Annotated in this window: 15 protein-coding genes, 1 pseudogene and 1 riboswitch; of the genes and pseudogenes, 13 read left to right on the forward strand and 3 right to left on the reverse strand. The window is 69.4% G+C overall.

Translation table 11 applies throughout. The features are described 5' to 3' along the window. The first annotated feature begins 199 nt into the window (after positions 1-199). The 10 genes from ACIBAE_RS20670 to ACIBAE_RS20715 all read left to right on the forward strand — a co-directional run bounded on the left by ACIBAE_RS20670 (position 200) and on the right by ACIBAE_RS20715 (position 10,168). Positions 200-808, forward strand: coding sequence for a CDP-alcohol phosphatidyltransferase family protein (locus ACIBAE_RS20670; RefSeq protein ID WP_399287429.1), 609 nt, complete (start codon positions 200-202; stop codon positions 806-808). 111 nt (positions 809-919) lie between these two features. Next, complete coding sequence (locus ACIBAE_RS20675) at positions 920-3,415, forward strand: sugar phosphate nucleotidyltransferase (RefSeq protein WP_399287432.1); 2,496 nt, start codon at positions 920-922, stop codon at positions 3,413-3,415. A 110-nt stretch (positions 3,416-3,525) separates the two neighbouring features. Then, entirely contained in the window at positions 3,526-4,458 is a 933-nt protein-coding gene (locus tag ACIBAE_RS20680; protein WP_399287435.1) for a DUF881 domain-containing protein, read from the forward strand. Then, the gene (locus tag ACIBAE_RS20685) at positions 4,455-4,787 is read left to right on the forward strand and encodes a small basic family protein (protein WP_164266945.1); all 333 of its coding nucleotides are present in this window, start codon (positions 4,455-4,457) and stop codon (positions 4,785-4,787) included. Before ACIBAE_RS20680 ends, ACIBAE_RS20685 begins: the two co-directional genes overlap by 4 nt. 5 nt (positions 4,788-4,792) lie before the next feature. Continuing rightward, a complete protein-coding gene (locus tag ACIBAE_RS20690) occupies positions 4,793-5,575 on the forward strand; it encodes a DUF881 domain-containing protein (RefSeq protein ID WP_399287437.1) in 783 nt (260 codons plus the stop codon). Positions 5,576-5,795: 220 nt separating this feature from the next. Then, entirely contained in the window at positions 5,796-6,569 is a 774-nt protein-coding gene (locus ACIBAE_RS20695) for an FHA domain-containing protein (RefSeq protein WP_399287440.1), read from the forward strand. A gap of 17 nt (positions 6,570-6,586) precedes the next feature. Further along, the gene (locus tag ACIBAE_RS20700) at positions 6,587-7,327 is read left to right on the forward strand and encodes a MerR family transcriptional regulator (protein WP_399287442.1); all 741 of its coding nucleotides are present in this window, start codon (positions 6,587-6,589) and stop codon (positions 7,325-7,327) included. 53 nt (positions 7,328-7,380) lie between these two features. After that, positions 7,381-7,854 (forward strand): bifunctional nuclease family protein, encoded by a 474-nt coding sequence (locus tag ACIBAE_RS20705; protein WP_382586554.1) that lies wholly within the window; start codon positions 7,381-7,383, stop codon positions 7,852-7,854. 181 nt (positions 7,855-8,035) lie between these two features. After that, positions 8,036-8,605, forward strand: a complete 570-nt coding sequence (locus ACIBAE_RS20710; protein WP_399287446.1) for a MerR family transcriptional regulator — start codon at positions 8,036-8,038, stop codon at positions 8,603-8,605. A 72-nt stretch (positions 8,606-8,677) separates the two neighbouring features. Continuing rightward, positions 8,678-10,168 carry a DNA polymerase IV gene (locus tag ACIBAE_RS20715; RefSeq protein WP_399287449.1) on the forward strand — a complete coding sequence of 497 codons (1,491 nt, stop codon included), beginning with the start codon at positions 8,678-8,680 and terminating at the stop codon, positions 10,166-10,168. Here the strand turns inward: ACIBAE_RS20715 and ACIBAE_RS20720 are convergent. Then, positions 10,063-10,461 (reverse strand): PRC-barrel domain-containing protein, encoded by a 399-nt coding sequence (locus ACIBAE_RS20720; protein WP_399287452.1) that lies wholly within the window; start codon positions 10,459-10,461, stop codon positions 10,063-10,065. The two genes, ACIBAE_RS20715 and ACIBAE_RS20720, sit on opposite strands and share 106 nt — an antisense overlap. A 113-nt stretch (positions 10,462-10,574) precedes the next feature. Then, positions 10,575-10,672: riboswitch (glycine riboswitch) on the forward strand. 180 nt (positions 10,673-10,852) lie between these two features. Here ACIBAE_RS20720 and gcvP point away from each other — a divergent pair. Further along, positions 10,853-13,738 (forward strand): aminomethyl-transferring glycine dehydrogenase, encoded by a 2,886-nt coding sequence (gcvP, locus tag ACIBAE_RS20725; protein ID WP_399287455.1) that lies wholly within the window; start codon positions 10,853-10,855, stop codon positions 13,736-13,738. Positions 13,739-13,864: 126 nt separating this feature from the next. Here gcvP and ACIBAE_RS20730 read toward each other — a convergent pair whose 3' ends face one another. Together ACIBAE_RS20730 and ACIBAE_RS20735 are read right to left on the reverse strand one after the other, a co-directional pair. Beyond that, positions 13,865-14,071: a DUF5999 family protein gene (locus tag ACIBAE_RS20730; protein ID WP_399287458.1), complete on the reverse strand. Its 207-nt coding sequence runs from the start codon at positions 14,069-14,071 to the stop codon at positions 13,865-13,867. Between the two features lie 235 nt (positions 14,072-14,306). Next, on the reverse strand, positions 14,307-14,894 hold the full coding sequence (locus tag ACIBAE_RS20735; RefSeq protein ID WP_399287461.1) for a hypothetical protein: 588 nt from the start codon (positions 14,892-14,894) through the stop codon (positions 14,307-14,309). A 491-nt stretch (positions 14,895-15,385) separates the two neighbouring features. On the opposite strand from ACIBAE_RS20735, the pseudogene ACIBAE_RS20740 reads away from it, so the two are divergent. Together ACIBAE_RS20740 and ACIBAE_RS20745 are read left to right on the forward strand one after the other, a co-directional pair. Beyond that, positions 15,386-16,888, forward strand: a pseudogene (locus ACIBAE_RS20740) (glutamate--cysteine ligase); the annotation flags it as partial. 269 nt (positions 16,889-17,157) lie between these two features. Next, positions 17,158-17,958 (forward strand): CPBP family intramembrane glutamic endopeptidase, encoded by an 801-nt coding sequence (locus ACIBAE_RS20745; protein WP_399287836.1) that lies wholly within the window; start codon positions 17,158-17,160, stop codon positions 17,956-17,958.

Raw genomic sequence — 17,958 nt, forward strand, 5'->3', positions numbered from 1 at the left:
CTGCAGGGGGGACCCTGTGGGAGAGTAGGACGCCGCCGAACAATTATTGTGGGAAGGCCCCGCACCTTATGGTGCGGGGCCTTTTCGCGTTCACGGCCATTTATTCAGGATGTCCGGTTACCCCCCTTGTACGCGCCGACCGGGGCTGAGGGTAAGGTCAGGAGGCATCGTCGGCACGTTCCACACAGGAGGCCCCCGGGTGGAGGTCCAGGAGACCCGCGTTCAGACGGAACGGGTCCTCACCATCCCCAACATCCTCAGCATGGCTCGCCTCGTCGGCGTACCACTCTTCCTGTGGCTGATCCTCCGCCCAGAGTTCGGCGGACCCAACAGCGACGGCTGGGCCCTGCTGGTGCTGGCGCTCAGCGGCGTCAGCGACTATCTCGACGGCAAGCTCGCGCGCCGATGGAACCAGATCAGCAGCCTCGGGCGGCTCCTGGACCCCGCTGCGGACCGGCTCTACATCCTTTCCACCCTGGTTGGCCTCACCTGGCGGGAGATCCTTCCGCTCTGGCTCACCGCGGCGCTTTTGGCGCGAGAGCTGATGCTTCTGGTGATGGTGGGAATCCTTCGCAGGCACGGCTATCCGCCTCCCCAGGTGAACTTCCTCGGGAAGGCGGCTACCTTCAACTTGATGTACGCCTTCCCGCTCCTGCTCCTCAGTGACGGAAACGGTTGGCTTGCGTCACTCGCCGAAGTTTTCGGATGGGCGTTCGCCGGATGGGGTACAACTCTGTATTGGTGGGCAGGGATCCTGTATGTGGTCCAGGTCCGCCGGCTCGTCAAGGCGGACAACGTGGCCGATTGAGCTCGTCGAGCGGTGCCGTGCAGAGTCGCCGGTCCGCTCCTGACGCCAATAGGCCTCTGTCCAGACGGGTGAAGTCGGCGAGACCGTCTCTTCAAGGAGGACGCTTCCGACATGAAGGCCGTCGTGATGGCCGGTGGCGAAGGAACTCGACTTCGCCCGATGACTTCGAGCATGCCCAAGCCGCTCCTGCCGGTGGTGAACCGGCCGATCATGGAGCACGTGCTGCGGTTGCTCAAGCGCCATGGGCTCAGCGAGACCGTCGTCACCGTGCAATTCCTCGCCTCACTCGTCAAGAACTACTTCGGCGACGGTGAGGAGCTCGGTATGGAGCTCACCTATGCCAACGAGGAGAAGCCGCTCGGCACTGCGGGGAGCGTGAAGAATGCCGAGGAGGCGCTGAAGGATGATGCCTTCCTCGTCATTTCCGGTGACGCTCTCACCGATTTCGACCTGACCGACCTCATCCGTTTCCACAAGGAGAAGGGCGCACTGGTGACGGTGTGCCTGACCCGGGTACCGAATCCGCTGGAATTCGGCATCACCATCGTGGACGAACAGGGCAAGGTCGAGCGGTTCCTGGAGAAGCCCACCTGGGGACAGGTCTTCTCGGACACCGTCAATACGGGTATCTATGTCATGGAGCCCGAAGTCTTCGACTATGTCGAGGCCGATGTCTCCGTCGACTGGTCCGGTGACGTCTTCCCTCAGCTCATGAAGGAAGGCAAGCCGATCTACGGCTATATCGCCGAGGGCTACTGGGAAGACGTCGGTACCCACGAGAGTTATGTGAAGGCCCAGGCCGACGTTCTCGAGGGCAAGGTCGATGTCGATATCGACGGCTTCGAGATCTCCCCCGGCGTCTGGGTCGCGGAAGGCGCGGAGGTCGACCCCGACGCCGTCCTGCGCGGACCGCTGTACATCGGTGACTACGCCAAGGTCGAAGCCGACGCGGAACTGCGCGAGTACACCGTCGTGGGCTCCAACGTCGTGGTCAAGACCGGAGCTTTCCTGGACCGGGCCGTGGTCCACGACAACGTCTACATCGGGCAGCACAGCAATCTGCGCGGATGCGTGATCGGTAAGAACACCGACATCATGCGGGCGGCCCGGATCGAGGACGGCGCGGTCATCGGCGACGAATGCCTCGTCGGCGAGGAATCGATCATCCAGGGCAACGTACGGGTCTACCCCTTCAAGACCATCGAAGCCGGCGCGTTCGTCAACACCTCGGTGATCTGGGAGTCCCGGGGACAGGCGAACCTCTTTGGAGCCCGGGGCGTCTCCGGCATCCTGAACGTCGAGATCACGCCGGAAGTCGCGGTGCGGCTGGCCGGCGCGTACGCCACCACCTTGAAGAAGGGGTCCACCGTCACCACGGCGCGTGACCACTCCCGTGGTGCGCGGGCGCTGAAACGGGCGGTGATCTCGTCGCTGCAGTCCAGCGCCATCGACGTACGGGACCTGGAGAACGTGCCGCTGCCCGTGGCCCGGCAGCAGACCGCCCGGGGCAGTGCGGGCGGCATCATGATCCGTACGTCGCCCGGGGTCCCCGACTCCGTGGACATCATGTTCCTCGACGAGCGGGGAGCGGACCTGTCCGGTGCCGGTCAGCGCAAGCTGGACCGGGTGTACGCGCGGCAGGAGTACCGCCGTGCCTTCCCGGGCGAGATCGGCGACCTGCACTTCCCCGCCAGCGTCTTCGACTCGTACACCGGGTCGCTGCTGCGCAACGTCGACACGTCAGGGATCGCCGAGGCCCAGCTGAAGGTCGTGGTCGACGCGTCCAACGGCAGCGCCGGCCTGGTGCTCCCCAGCCTGCTGGGAAGGCTCGGTGTCGACGCGCTGACCATCAACCCCGGCCTCGACGAATCGAGGCCGACCGAGACGGCGGAGTCGCGCCGCTCGGGACTGGTCAGGCTCGGGGAGATCGTCGCCTCGGCGCGTGCCGCGTTCGGTGTGCGCTTCGACCCGGTCGGTGAACGGCTGTCACTCGTCGACGAGCGGGGGCGGATCGTCGAGGACGACCGGGCCCTGCTGGTGCTGCTGGACCTGGTCGCGGCCGAGCGGCGCAGCGGGCGGGTGGCGCTGCCCGTGACGACCACCAGGATCGCCGAGCAGGTAGCGGCGTACCACGGGACGCAGGTGGAGTGGACGACCACGTCACCTGACGATCTGACCCGGGTGGGCCGCGAGGAGACCACGATCTTCGGTGGTGACGGCCGTGGAGCCTTCATCGTGCCGGAGTTCAGCAGTGTCCTCGACGGTACGGCGGCCTTTGTGCGGCTGCTCGGTCTGGTGGCACGGACACAGCTCACGCTGAGTCAGATCGACGCCCGTATACCGCGAGCCCATGTGCTGCGGCGGGACCTGGCGACCCCCTGGGCCGTCAAGGGGCTGGTGATGCGGAGCGTTGTCGAGGCCGCCGGCGACCGGCAGGTGGACACGACGGACGGCGTGCGGGTGGTGGAGGCCGACGGCCGCTGGGTGATGGTGCTGCCCGACCCGTCCGAGGCCGTCACCCATTTGTGGGCGGAGGGCCCCGACGACGCGTCGGCCCAGGCTCTGCTCGACGAGTGGTCGTCCGTGGTGGACGGCGCAGGTCACTAGGGCAGGACCATGAGGCCCCACCGGTGTGCGGGACCGCTTCCTCGGACGCGGCCCCGCACAGCGGTGGGGCCATTCGGCGGTAGCGGTCGCGACGTGCGACGATGTGCGGCATGTCGCAGCCGCCCCCCATTCGGAGCACCGCCTCTCCGCCCGCGCGCCCCGACGCCTCGATGTCGCTGCTGAACAACGTGATGAACCACGGCCTCGACGAGGGATACGCGGAGGCGGCGGCCCGCAGGGACGCCGAGGAGGGCGGACGGCCGCGCACCCTCCGGGCGAAGCTCTTTCTCGCCGCGGGGCTCGTACTGGCGGCCCTGGTGGTCACGGTCGGTGCGGCCCAGGCACGGATCGCGGCGCCCATCGTGGCGAAAGAACGCGAAGAGCTCATCGACCGGATCAACTCGGAGACCTCCGCGGCGGACGCCCTGGAGCGTACGGTCGACAAAACCCGTGGCGAGGTCGTCGCCCGTCAGCGTGCCGCCCTGCGTACGCACGGTGGTGACCAGGGCGAACTGGTCGCCCTCCTCTCCGGTGCCACGGCCGTGGACGGGCCGGGAGTGAAGCTCGTCGTCGACGACGCCAAGGACACCGAGTCGAGCGGTGGCGGCGGCCCGCGGGAGAGCAGTGGCTTCTCCGATACGGGCCGGGTGCGCGACCGGGACATGCAGCGGGTCGTCAACGGCCTGTGGGAGTCGGGCGCGGAAGCCATCGCCATCAATGACCAGCGGCTGACCTCGCTCTCGGCGATCCGTGCCGCGGGCGACGCCATACTGGTCGACAACAGGCCGCTGGTGCCGCCGTACACCGTCCTCGCCGTGGGGGACGGGAAGAAGCTGAGCGCCACGTTCCAGGACAGCGCCGACGGCCAGTACCTGCATTCCCTGCAGGAGAACTTCGGCATCCGCAGCAGCATCTCCGATCAGGAGCGGCTGCGTCTGCCTGCCGCGCCGAGCCTGATCGTACGTACAGCAGAGCCGAGGACCGCCGGCGCCGGCAAGGGCGACGGGCAGGACGCGGCCGACGCCGGGAAGGGCACATCGTGATCGCCGTACTGGGCCTCGTCGTGGGAGTCGTGGTCGGACTGTTGGTCCGGCCCGAGGTGCCCGCGATGGTCGAGCCCTATCTGCCCATCGCCGTCGTGGCGGCTCTCGACGCGGTCTTCGGCGGACTGCGGGCCATGCTCGACGGGATCTTCGTCGACAAGGTGTTCGTCGTCTCGTTCCTGTCGAACGTCGTGGTGGCCGCGCTCATCGTCTTCCTGGGCGACAAGCTGGGCGTGGGTGCCCAGTTGTCCACCGGAGTGGTCGTCGTGTTCGGTATCCGGATCTTCTCCAACGCTGCCGCGATCCGCCGGCACGTGTTCCGGGCGTGACGGCGATGAGCGACGGAGACACCCCCGGCGACCAGAACCCCACGAGCACCCCCCGGGGCCCTGAGCCGAACCGGCTCACCGGCCGCCAGCGGCTGGCCGCGGGGTTGTGGCCGCCACGGGTGACGCGGGCCCAACTCATCGTCGCCGTGCTGCTGTTCGTCCTGGGTCTCGGGCTCGCCATCCAGGTGAGGTCGAACAACGACGACAACGCGCTGCGCGGCGCCCGCCAGGAGGACCTGGTGCGGATCCTCGACGAACTCGACAACCGCACCCAGCGGCTGGAGGACGAGAAGCAGCGTCTCGACGCCCAGCGGTCCGAGCTGGAGACCAGCTCGGACCAGGCCGAGGAAGCTCGCAAGCAGACGATGGAGAAAGAGGAGCAGCTGGGCATCCTGGCCGGCACGGTCGCGGCTCAGGGGCCCGGCATCACGCTGACGATCAGCGACCCGAACCGCATGGTCGAGCCGGACATGCTGCTCGACACGGTCCAGGAGCTGCGGGCGGCGGGCGCGGAGGCCATCCAGGTCAACAATGTCCGGGTGATCGCGGATACCTACTTCTCGGGGACCGGCGGCGACATCCAGGTGGACGGCAAGGCGGTCCAGGCGCCTTACAGCTTCAAGGTCATCGGGAAACCGCAGGATCTGGAGCCGGCGCTGAACATCCCGGGCGGGGTGGTGCAGACACTCGACAAGGAGCAGGCCACCGCCACGGTGACGCGAGCTGAGAAGATCATTGTGGATGCCTTGCGACCGGCGGAGCGGCCTGACTACGCTCGGTCGTCGTAGTGCCGCTGTGCTGGGGCACTGGCGTCGTGGGGCGGCTGCGCATGGTGGCTGCCGGAGGCGGGCATGAGGTTGCGGGGGGTCGGCGCACGAACAGCGTGGTGTGTGGTGGAAACTGTCGAGGGGACAAGGACGTTGTCAAGATGTCCGGGTCGGCAGGTGTGTTCATTCAGCGTTCGTCCTGCCCCACGGGCGGGTCTGTTTCGGTCAAGGGGAATCGCCCGTGAAGTTGTTTGCGAAGTTGTTCGGCAAGAGCGCACGCGAGGACGGCGGCAGCTCCGCGCGCCATCGCGCATCGCGCCAGGGCCACAGCGAGGAGCCGAGCGGCGAGCGGCCGCTCTTCCGTGACCAGGTCGGTGGCGAAGGCGCTGAGGCTCCGGGCGCCCGGGGTACGTCCTCCGCCGCGCCCGCGGGCCCCGGCGGCATAGGTTTCGGTGAACCGTCCACCGCGGGTGGCGGGTCGGCCTTGCCGGTCTGTGCGAGGTGTGGGCACCGGAACGCCGAGGCGAGCCGGTTCTGTTCCAACTGCGGGGCACCGCTGCGTGCCGGGGTGCCCGCTGAGCGGCCCTCCGAGACGACCTCGACGATCTCGATCTCGGGTCTTGAGGCGTACGACTCCGAAGTGACCGGCCAGACGTCGCTCCCCTCGCTCTCCCCGGAGGCGCAGGCCGCCGTGGACGCGCTGCCGCTGGGCTCCGCGCTCCTGGTGGTGCGGCGCGGTCCCAACTCGGGCAGCCGCTTCCTGCTGGACGGCGAGCTGACCACGGCCGGCCGTCATCCGCAGAGCGATATCTTCCTGGACGACGTGACCGTCTCCCGCAGCCATGTGGAGTTCCGCAGGGGAGCGGACGGCCACTTCACCGTCTCGGACGTGGGCAGCCTGAACGGCACGTACGTCAATCGGGAGCGGATCGACTCGGTCCCGGTGGCGAACGGCGACGAGGTCCAGATCGGTAAGTACCGGCTGGTCTTCTACGGGAGCCAGCGGGGCGTGTGACCCGTCAGGGAAGGTCCATGCTGCGAACACCGACGGGCGGTGCCGGTCACGGCACCGCCCCCGCGGGCGACCCGCTGGTCAGTATCGGCGCGGTGCTGGCCCGGCTGCGGGACGAGTTTCCCGAGGTCACCATCTCCAAGATCCGTTTTCTGGAGGCGGAGGGCCTGGTCGAGCCGCGCCGAACCCCGTCCGGGTACCGGAAATTCAGTCCGGAGGACGTCGAGCGGCTGGCTCAGGTGCTGCGGATACAACGTGACCACTATCTTCCGCTGAAAGTCATCAGGGAGCATCTGGACGCCCTCGGCCGTGGTGAGCGGGTCCCGCTCCCGAGCGCGCAGCGGGAGCGCCTGGAGGGCGCCTGGGAGGCCGGGCCGGAAGAAGCGCCGACCGCGGCGCGGATCGGCCGCGAGGAGCTCCTGGCGGCCGCCGAGGTCGCCGAGAGCCGGCTCGACGAGTGGGAGTCGTACGGGCTCATCACTCCGATGCCGGACGGCGGGTACGACGCCGAATCCGTCATCGTGGCGAAGCTTGTCGCGGATCTCGGGAAATTTGGTTTGGAGCCCCGGCATCTCCGCGTGATGAAATCGGCGGCCGAACGTGAGGCCGGACTGGTCGAACAGGTGGTGGCCCCCCTGCGCCGGCACCGTAATCCGCAGACCAGAGCCCATGCGGAGGCCACCGCGAAGGAGCTGGCCGGGCTCTCCGTGCGGCTGCACGCCGCGCTGCTCAGGACGGCTCTCGGGGTCCATCAGCACTGACCTTGGAGGAGTCCGACTACCCAAACCGTCCCGGCACGTCCTAGGGTTGCTGTGTGAACGAGCTCGACGTTGTGGGTGTCCGGGTGGAAATGCCCTCCAACCAACCGATCGTTCTCCTGCGTGAAGTGGGAGGCGACCGGTACCTCCCCATCTGGATCGGACCGGGGGAGGCGACCGCTATCGCCTTCGCCCAGCAGGGCTTGGCCCCGGCCCGTCCGCTGACACATGACCTCTTCAAGGATGTCCTTGAGGCGGTGGGCCAGGAACTCACCGAAGTCCGCATCACGGACCTCCGCGAAGGGGTCTTCTACGCGGAGCTGGTCTTCGCCAGCGGGGTCGAGGTGAGCGCCAGGCCGTCCGACGCCATAGCGCTCGCACTGCGCACGGGAACGCCGATCTACGGCAGTGACGGGGTGCTGGACGACGCCGGTATCGCCATCCCGGACGAGCAGGAGGACGAGGTGGAGAAGTTCCGCGAGTTCCTCGACCAGATCTCCCCGGAGGACTTCGGGACCAACAGCCAGTGAGTGGCCGGTGAGCGCTGCGCCGGGTTCTGTCAGCGCATTCGAGCAGCCCTTCCCCGGAACGGGACACGGGAAACCACACTCAGGGTGATTATCACTCGGCGTGGCGAGTGTGGCGATCGTTGACGCACCCCGGGTGACTGCCTACCTTCGACAGGGCAGGTCAAGGACACGGAGGGTCGGCGTGAGAAGCAGCGGCGACGGTACGGCGGCGGGCGGTCCGTATCCGCTTCACAGGAGTGCGACGGACCCGGTTGCCGAGACCGTCGGGTACCGGGGGCCCACGGCCTGCGCGGCGGCGGGCATCACGTACCGCCAGTTGGACTACTGGGCGCGTACGGGGCTCGTGGAGCCGAGCGTACGTCCGGCGTACGGGTCGGGCACCCAGCGGCTGTACAGCTTCCGGGACGTCGTCGTCCTCAAGATCGTGAAGCGTTTCCTGGACACCGGTGTCGCGCTGCAGAACATCAGGGCGGCCGTCCAGCATCTGCGGGCCGGCGGTTTCCCGGATCTTGAGCGGGTGACGCTCATGAGCGACGGGGCGACGGTCTACGAGTGCTCCTCCCCCGACGAGGTCGTGAGCCTGCTCCAGGGCGGCCAGGGCATCTTCGGGATCGCGGTGGGCGTGGTGTGGCGGGATGTCGAAGCCGCGCTGTCGCAGCTGCACGGGGAGCGGATCGACACCGGCGAGACGTTGATCGGGAACAATCCCGCGGACGAGTTGGCGCGGCGGCGCCGGGACAGGGCCGTCTGAACCTTCCCGCGCGGCAGGGATCCGGCCCGGGCCTGGAGCCGATTGTCAGTGGCGTGAGGCAGCATCGGTGGTGTGAGATCCGCTCCGACGATCCTGCATCTCGACATGGATGCCTTCTTCGCCGCCGCCGAGCAGGCGGCGAAGCCGAGTCTGCGCGGAAAACCGGTGGTCGTGGGCGGCCTGGGGCCGCGCGGGGTGGTCTCGACCGCTTCCTACGAGGCGAGACGCTTCGGAGTGCATTCCGCGATGCCGATGGGGCAGGCCAGACGCCTCGCCCCGAACGCCGCCTATCTGGTCCCGCGTTTCACCGTGTACCGGGCGATCAGCGACCAGGTGATGGAGCTGTTGGGCCGGCTCTCCCCGCTGGTGGAGCCGCTGAGCCTGGACGAGGCCTTCGTGGACCTGGAGGCGGGCGGCTCGGCGCACGACACGTCCTCCGCACGGGCGGCCGGGGAGCGGCTGCGCCGGGACATCCTGGCCGTCACCGGACTCACGGGGTCGGTGGGGCTGGCCGGCTCCAAGATGCTGGCGAAGATCGGTTCGGAGCGGGCCAAGCCCGACGGGCTGGTCGTGATCGAGCCCGGCACGGAGCGCGAGCTGCTGGGGCCCCTGACCGTACGGACACTGCCCGGCGTGGGACCCGCGACCGGGGAGCATCTGCGGCGGTCCGGCATGACCACGGTGGCGGAGCTGGCGGAAGCGGGCGAGGACGAGCTCGTACGGCTGCTGGGGAAGGCGCACGGCGCCTCGCTGTACCGGATGGCCCGGGGGCTCGACGACCGGCCGGTGGTCTCCGAGCGCGACGCCAAATCCGTGTCGGTCGAGGACACCTTCGATGTCGACCTGCACGACCGGGCGCGGGTGCGGAGCGAGGTGGAGCGGCTGGCCGACCGGTGCGTCGCCCGGCTGCGGGCGGCCGGGCGCTCGGGGCGGACCGTCGTACTCAAGGTGCGGCGGTACGACTTCTCGACGCTGACCCGCTCGGAGACGCTGCGCGGGCCCACGGACGACCCCGCGGTGGTGCGGGAGGCGGCCGGGCGGCTGCTGGAGGCCGTGGAGACCACGGGCGGCGTACGGCTGCTGGGGGTCGGCGTGACGGGCCTCGCGGACTTCACGCAGGAGGATCTTTTCGCGCAGGCCGCGGCCCGGACGCCCGCACCGCCTCCGGAGCCGTCCGCGCCGGTAGATGACGAGCCGGCCGGGGCCGGGCGGGAGGGGACGCCGGTGGCCGGGGCCGCGGTGGAGGCGGACGAGGCGCCCGCCGAGCGGCGGTTCCCGGCCGGACACGACGTGCGCCATGCCGAGTTCGGGGCGGGCTGGGTGCAGGGCAGCGGGCTGCGGAGGGTCACCGTGCGGTTCGAGGAGCCGGGGTCCGCGCCGGGGCGGGTGCGGACGTTCTGGGTCGACGATCCCGAGCTGGAACTCTCCGAGCCGCTGCCCCTGGTGGCTGCGGCGGGTCAGTCGTCGTGCCCGGCCAGCCGTCCGAAGTCGCGCGTGGAGTCCGGGTCGGACACGGAAGAGGGCCGCTCCGCCGGCTCGGGCGCCGGAAGACTGAGTCCGTAGTGGTGGTAGAGCTGGAGCTCCTGCTCGGGGGAGAGATGCCGGCCGACGCCGAAGTCGGGGGCGTCCTTGATCAGCGCGCGTTCGAAGGGGACCCGCAGGGTGTCGTCCACCAGCGTGCTCGGCGCGAGGGGGACGAAGGCGTCGCGGCTGAAGAGCCCGGTGCGGACGGCCGCCCACTCCGGGATTCCGGTCGCGTCGTCGAGATACACCTCGTCCACCGTGCCGAGCTTGTGGCCGTCACGGTCGAACGCCTTGCGGCCGATCAGGCTGCGCGGATCGATATCGGTCTCCACGTTCCCTCCAACTGGTCGCAGCTGCTCGTTATTACTACAAAAGTGCAGATTTGTTCCATCGGCCACTCGAAGCCGCGTCCCGGATCCTCGCTGGTAGGCTGGCTAACGGCTGCTGATCCCGTGCGGGAGAGTCCTCCGGTGAGATCACCGGAGGCGCCGAAGGAGCAAATCCTCCCCGGAATCTCTCAGGCCCCCGTACCGCACGGACGAGGTCACTCTGGAAAGCAGAGCGTGTGTCGGACGGCATCCGCTCTCACCGACGGTGAAAGCCGGGCCGCCTCACGGCGGGCCGGTGAAGCTCTCAGGTCGAGATGACAGAGGGGGAGGCCGTCCGGGCACCCGCGCCGTTGGTGCCCCTCGCAGGTCGCGCCAGACCCAGGAGGCCTCCGCAATGACCGCCAACCGCATTCCGCTCGCACAGCTGGAGCGAGGCACCCCCTTCGAGCAGCGCCACATCGGGCCCGACGCCGGGGCGCAGGCGAAGATGCTCGCGCAGGTCGGCTACGGCTCCCTCGACGAGCTCACCGCCGCCGCGGTACCCGACGTCATCAAGAGCGCCGAGGCGCTGCGTCTTCCCGGTGCCCGTACCGAGGCCGAGGTGCTGGCCGAACTGCGCTCCCTCGCGGACCGCAACCAGGTGCTCGCGCCGATGATCGGACTCGGCTACTACGGCACCTTCACGCCGCCGGTGATCCTCCGCAACGTCATGGAGAACCCGGCCTGGTACACGGCGTACACGCCGTACCAGCCGGAGATCTCCCAGGGCCGGCTGGAGGCGCTGCTCAACTTCCAGACCGTCGTCGCCGACCTCACGGGCCTGCCGACCTCGGGCGCCTCCCTGCTGGACGAGGGCACCGCCGCCGCGGAGGCCATGGCGATGTCCCGCCGCGTCGGCAAGGTGAAGAACGGTGTCTTCCTGGTCGACGCCGACTCCCTGCCGCAGACCATCGCCGTGATCCGGACCCGGGCCGAGCCGACCGGTGTCGAGGTCGTCGTCGCCGACCTGAGCGAGGGCATCCCGGCCGAGGTGGCCGAGCGCGGTGTCTTCGGTGTGCTGATCCAGTACCCCGGCGCCTCGGGAGCCGTCCGCGACATCAGGGCCGTCGTCGAGCAGGCGCACGGGCTCGGCGCGATCGTCACCGTCGCCGCCGACCTGCTGGCGCTTACCCTCCTGACCTCTCCCGGCGAGCTGGGCGCCGACATCGCGGTCGGTACCACCCAGCGCTTCGGTGTCCCCATGGGCTTCGGCGGACCGCACGCCGGCTTCATGGCCGTACGGGAGAAGTTCGCCCGCAGCCTCCCGGGCCGCCTCGTCGGGGTCTCCGTCGACGCCGACGGGAACAAGGCGTACCGGCTGGCGCTGCAGACCCGCGAGCAGCACATCCGCCGCGAGAAGGCCACCAGCAACATCTGCACCGCGCAGGTGCTGCTCGCCGTCATGGCCGGGATGTACGCCGTCTACCACGGCCCGGACGGGCTGCGGGGCATCGCCCGGCGCACCCACCGGTACGCGACGCTGCTCGCCGAGGGGCTGCGCGCCGGCGGTCTGGAGATCGTGCACGGCGGGTACTTCGACACGCTGACGGTACGGGCCCCGGGCCGGGCCGCCGAGGTGGTCGCCGCCGCCCGCGAGGAGGGTGTCAATCTCCACCTCGTCGACGCCGACCATGTCTCCCTCGCCTGTGACGAGACCACCGGGCGCGCGCAGCTGGCGGCCGTATGGGCCGCCTTCGGTGTCGAGGCCGACATCGAGGCGCTGGACGCGGTCACCGGCGACGCGCTGCCCGAGGGCCTGCTGCGCGCCGACGAGTATCTGACGCACCCGGTCTTCCACCAGCACCGTTCCGAGACCGCGATGCTGCGCTACCTGCGCAAGCTCGCCGACCGTGACTACGCGCTGGACCGCGGCATGATCCCGCTCGGTTCCTGCACCATGAAGCTGAACGCGACCACCGAGATGGAGTCCATCACCTGGCCCGAGTTCGGCGCGATGCACCCCTTCGCCCCGGCCGCGCAGGCGCAGGGCTATCTGACGCTGATCCGTGAGCTGGAGGAGCGGCTGGCCGAGGTCACCGGCTACGACGCGGTGTCCCTTCAGCCCAACGCCGGTTCGCAGGGCGAGCTGGCCGGCCTGCTGGCCGTTCGCGCCTATCACCGGGCCAACGGCGACACGGGCCGCACGGTCTGTCTCATCCCGTCCTCCGCGCACGGCACGAACGCCGCGAGCGCGGTCATGGCCGGCATGAAGGTCGTTGTCGTCAAGACCCGCGAGGACGGCGACGTCGACGTCGAGGACCTGCACGCCAAGATCGAGCAGTACGGCGAGGAACTGGCCGTCCTGATGGTCACCTACCCCTCCACGCACGGTGTGTTCGAGGAGCACATCAGTGACATCTGCGCGGCCGTGCACGACGCGGGCGGCCAGGTCTACGTGGACGGCGCGAACCTCAACGCGCTGGTGGGGCTCGCCAAGCCCGGCAAGTTCGGCTCGGACGTGTCGCACCTCAACCTGCACAAGACCTTCTGCATCCCGCACGGTGGCGGCGGCCCCGGTGTCGGTCCGGTCGGCGTACGGGCCCACCTCGCCCCGTACCTGCCCAACCACCCGCTCCAGCCGTCGGCGGGCCCGGAGACAGGCGTCGGCCCGATCTCGGCGGCGCCGTGGGGCTCGGCCGGCATCCTGCCGATCTCCTGGGCGTACGTCCGGCTGATGGGCGGCGAGGGTCTCAAGCGCGCGACGCAGGTCGCCGTGCTCGCCGCCAACTACATCGCCAAGCGCCTGGAGCCGCACTACCCGGTCCTCTACAGCGGCCCGAACGGGCTGGTGGCCCACGAGTGCATCGTGGACCTGCGCCCGCTGACGAAGGCCACCGGCGTCACCGTGGACGACATCGCCAAGCGACTGATCGACTACGGCTTCCACGCACCGACGATGTCCTTCCCGGTGGCGGGCACGCTGATGATCGAGCCCACCGAGAGCGAGGATCTCAACGAGATCGACCGCTTCATCGAGACGATGATCGCGATTCGGGCGGAGATCGAGAAGGTCGGAGCGGGCGAGTGGCCCGCCGACGACAACCCGCTGGCCAACGCCCCGCACACCGCGGCCGCGCTGGGCGGGGAGTGGGAGCACCCGTACAGCCGCGCCGAGGCGGTCTTCCCGGCCGGTGTCTCGGCCGCGGACAAGTACTGGCCGCCGGTCCGCCGTATCGACGGCGCGTTCGGCGACCGCAACCTGGTCTGCTCCTGCCCGCCGCTGGACGCGTACGACCACTGACATGACGAGCGGTGACATGACGAGTGATGACATGGTGCCCCGCCGGTAGGTAGGGCGGAACGCATGTCGGGGCCGGTTCGGAGGAGAGTCTCCGGGCCGGCCCTTCGTCATGTCGGAGCGCCCGTGTCAGGCCGCTGTCGCCACCTGGTCGGTCCGTGGCGGCCGGTGCGGGGCGATGATCTTCCCGTCGGGCAGCAGCTCACCGGTGTCCTCGAAGACCAGGACACCGTTGCACAGCAGACTCCAGCCCTGCTCCGGGTGGTGTGCCATCAGTCGTGCGGCGTCGCGGTCGGCCGAGTCGGCCGTCGGGCAGGCTGGCTGATGCAGGCACATGGGTGGGTTCTTTCGCTGTGTCGTGGTCGGTGTCCCGCGGCTCGACGCCGTCATGGCAGCCCCCGTATCTGTGTGGTCCGGACCTCAGACCGGACAGGGGCCCAGTCTCGCCGTGCTGACGCCGATCCGCAGGCATTTCGGGGCAGCGCTTCCTGGATGCGCCGCGAGGCGCCCCGCGACCACAGGGGCCGCGGGGCGGGCGGGGGTTCGCCGGGACGGACCGGCGCGGGACCGCTCAGGCCGGTGTGCGCAGCAGGGGTGCCGGCGCGAGGCGCAGACCGATCACCGGCAGCAACTCGGTGGCCCGGTGCGGACGGTGCGCCGCGATGCCCGGTGGGGCCGGTGCGAGGGGCACCAGGACATCGGCCGGCGCGGGTGAGCCGGCCGAGGCGTCGGCCTCCGTGTCCTCGTGCAGCCAGAGCATGAGCATGTACAGCTCAGGAACCGACAGCAGGCGTGGCTGGTAGGAAATTCCCAGGGTCTCCGCCTGGCGCAGGGCGCGCTCCGTGGCGGTCAGGTAAGGGCCTTCGAAGAAACGCGAGAAGGTCCAGCCGTCCGCGGTCAGCATCGTGTCGGCCGCGGCCACGGCGCGGTCGCCGCTGCGGATCAGGAAACGCCATCCGACCAGCCTGGTCCGCGGTGTGTTGCCGGCCGGATCGACCTGGTCCAGCACATGGACGGGAAGAGGGAGCTCGGGGCTCAGCGGTCCCTGGACGGACTGCAGAGCGGGGGTACGGGCATCGCGCACGGCCGTGGGGGAACCGAGTGCCGCGAGAACGCTGCGCAGGGCGGGCGCGGGGGCCGGGGGAACATGCAGCGGCATGGTGGGTTGCCTCTCACTCAGGAGACAGGGTGATGCTTGAGGTGGTGCTGGGACGGGTGCGGACGTCACTGTCAGCGTGCGGGGTCAGAGGTGGGCCTCAGGGCTCGCCGACTCTCTGCCTCGTACGCAAAGGTTATACGACACGTGTTCACGGCATGTTTCCGCTAGCTGTCACGGATATTGCGTACAAGGCCGAATCCGGTCCATCTTCCGTGGCGTTTTCGCTGATGTGCGGCGAACGCGGAACCTCTGGCCTGGGGTGATTCGTCCGACAGGGACGGCCGAAAGTCGTCGGCGTTTTTCACTGCCCGTCGAGCGGTGGTCGCGGATCGCCACACCATGCCCGAGGAATGTGCCCCACGACTGTTTCGGAGGCACTCTACCGGCCGTCAGGTGCCCGTGGGACGTTACGGATCAGCGAGTCTGGGCATTATCGATCGTGAAGCGAGCGGCCGGAGCCGCTGGCTGCCCACTCGAGGAGGGACACTTCGATGGGGGAGAAGGTTGAGGCGGGCGGTTCCGACCTGTCCGACCGGCAGAAATACCGCAGGAAGATGCAACAGTGCCTGGTGGTGCTGGAGCGGCTCCTGGCGGAGGAGAGGTTCGACAGGCCCAAGAATCTGATGGGCCTGGAGATCGAGCTGAATTTGGCGGGCTCCGACGGGATGCCCCGCATGATGAATGCGGAGGTGCTGAAGCGCATCGCGAGTGGTGATTTCCAGACCGAACTTGGAATGTTCAACCTGGAAGTGAACATCGCCCCGCACCGGCTGGGCGGACGGGTTCTCGACCAGCTCGCGGAGGAACTGCGTACCGGCCTCGGATATGCGCACCGCAAAGCGTGCGAGGTCGATGCGGGCATCGTGATGATCGGAATTCTTCCGACGCTCGGCCAGCATGACGTGGTCTCCGCGAATCTTTCCGACGTCGACCGCTACACACTGCTCAACGACCAGATGGTCGCCGCCAGGGGGGAGGATTTCACTCTGGACATCGAGGGGGTGGAGCGGCTGACATGTACGTCGTCGTCGATCACCCCGGAGGCCGCGTGCACCTCCGTGCAACTGCATCTCCAGGTCACGCCGGACCGCTTCGCCGATGTGTGGAACGCGGCCCAGGCGATGGCCTCGGTACAGGTGGCACTCGGTGCCAACGCGCCGTTCCTGTTCGGCCGGGAGCTGTGGCGGGAATCCCGGCCTCCGCTCTTCGAGCAGGCCACCGACACCCGGCCGCCCGAGCTGAAAGCACAGGGGGTGCGCCCCCGGACCTGGTTCGGTGAGCGCTGGATCGACTCCGCGTACGACCTGTTCGAGGAGAATCTGCGCTACTTCCCGCCGCTCCTGCCCATCTGCGACGACGAGGAACCGCTGCGGGTACTGGACCGTGGCGGCGTACCGGATCTCCAGGAACTGGTGCTGCACAACGGCACGATCTACCGCTGGAACCGGCCGGTGTACGAGGTCGCCGACGGCGTACCGCATCTGCGGGTGGAGAACCGGGTCCTGCCGGCGGGCCCCACGGTCACCGACGTGATCGCCAACGCCGCCTTCTACTACGGCCTGGTACGCGCGCTCGCCGAGGACGCCCGTCCGGTGTGGAGCAGGCTGCCCTTCGCCGACGCCGCCGAGAACTTCGACACCGCCTGCCGGCATGGCATCGACGCCGAGCTGCGGTGGCCGCGCCCGGGACGGGCCGCCGGGATCACCACGGTGCCGGTGGTCAAGCTCGTACGTGACGAACTGCTGCCGCTCGCCGCGGCCGGTCTCGACGCGTGGGGTGTCGAGCCCGCCGACCGCGACTTCTACCTCGGTGTGATCGAGGAGCGGTGCAAACGGCGGACGAACGGGGCATCCTGGCAGGTGGACACGTACTACCGGGCGCTGGAAGCCGGGCTGGACCGGGACGCGGCGCTCGCGGCCACCACCCGGCGCTACAGCGAACTGATGCACCAGGGAGATCCCGTGCACACCTGGCCGGTCGGGTTCCCCGGGCCGTCCGGGGGCGGTTCCGGGCAGTCCGGAGGCGGTTTCGGGCCGTCCGGGGGCGGTTCCGGCCCGTTCGGCGCTGGGGCCGGACCGTTCGGAGGTGGTTCCGGGCGGTCCGCCGGCGGACCCGGTCACGGCGGCACGGCGTAACGGTGCGCGGCGCGGCGAACCGGCCCTGCCCGCGCCGCGCACAGCCGCGTCGGGCAAGCTGTGATCCTTCATGGCGTTCGCCCGCCTGTCGCCAGGCATGAGGCGTGATGACCCGACCGGAGGCAGGCGTGCAGGCGGAGGCAGGGCGGGTGACCGGTCCTTTTCCCGGTGAGACCATCTCGCGGAGGACCTTCCGGTCCGAGACGGTGCTCGTGCTGGCGCTCTCGCTGGGCGCGAGTGGGGTATCGGCGCTGATCAGTTTTGTCGGTTCGCTGACCAAGCCCGGGGCGCTGAACGACCAGGCGGCCACGCTCAACGCGTCGGCGGCCCCCGGGCGGCCGTGGCTCGACCTCGCCTGGCAGCTGTTCGGGATCAGCACCGCCCTGGTCCCGGTCGCCCTGGTGGCGCACCTCCTGCTGCGCGAGGGCAGCGGGCTGCGGGCCCTCGGCTTCGACGGCCGGCGGCCCTGGCCGGACCTGGGCCGCGGAACGCTGGTGGCGGCCGGGATCGGCAGCGCCGGACTCGCGTTCTATCTGGTGGTGCAGTCGGTCGGATTCAATCTCACCGTGGTGCCGGAATCACTGCCCGACGTGTGGTGGAAATTTCCGGTGCTGATCCTGTCGGCGATCCAGAACTCCGTGCTGGAGGAGGTCATCGTCGTCGGCTATCTGCTCCGCAGGCTCGGACAGCTGGGCTGGACACCGATGGCAGCCCTGGTGGCGAGCGCGCTGCTGCGCGGCTCGTACCACCTGTACCAGGGGATCGGTGGCTTTCTCGGCAACATGGTGATGGGCGTGGTCTTCGTGCTGCTGTACCGGCGGTGGGGACGGGTCGGCCCGCTGGTGGTGGCGCACGCGCTGCTCGACATCGGGGCGTTCGTCGGATACGCGCTGCTCGCGGGCAAGGTCGACTGGCTGCCCACGCTGTAG

This window comes from Streptomyces sp. NPDC051569 (assembly GCF_044454085.1).
Classification (GTDB): Bacteria; Actinomycetota; Actinomycetes; order Streptomycetales; family Streptomycetaceae; genus Streptomyces.

Coding starts and splice junctions, on each gene's coding strand:
- gcvP (WP_399287455.1), top strand. CDS start 10,853: ATGACCGCCAACCGCATTCCGCTCGCACAGCTGGAGCGAGGCACCCCC.
- ACIBAE_RS20700 (WP_399287442.1), top strand. CDS start 6,587: ATGCTGCGAACACCGACGGGCGGTGCCGGTCACGGCACCGCCCCCGCG.
- ACIBAE_RS20690 (WP_399287437.1), top strand. CDS start 4,793: ATGAGCGACGGAGACACCCCCGGCGACCAGAACCCCACGAGCACCCCC.
- ACIBAE_RS20730 (WP_399287458.1), bottom strand. CDS start 14,071: ATGTGCCTGCATCAGCCAGCCTGCCCGACGGCCGACTCGGCCGACCGC.
- ACIBAE_RS20735 (WP_399287461.1), bottom strand. CDS start 14,894: ATGCCGCTGCATGTTCCCCCGGCCCCCGCGCCCGCCCTGCGCAGCGTT.
- ACIBAE_RS20680 (WP_399287435.1), top strand. CDS start 3,526: ATGTCGCAGCCGCCCCCCATTCGGAGCACCGCCTCTCCGCCCGCGCGC.
- ACIBAE_RS20675 (WP_399287432.1), top strand. CDS start 920: ATGAAGGCCGTCGTGATGGCCGGTGGCGAAGGAACTCGACTTCGCCCG.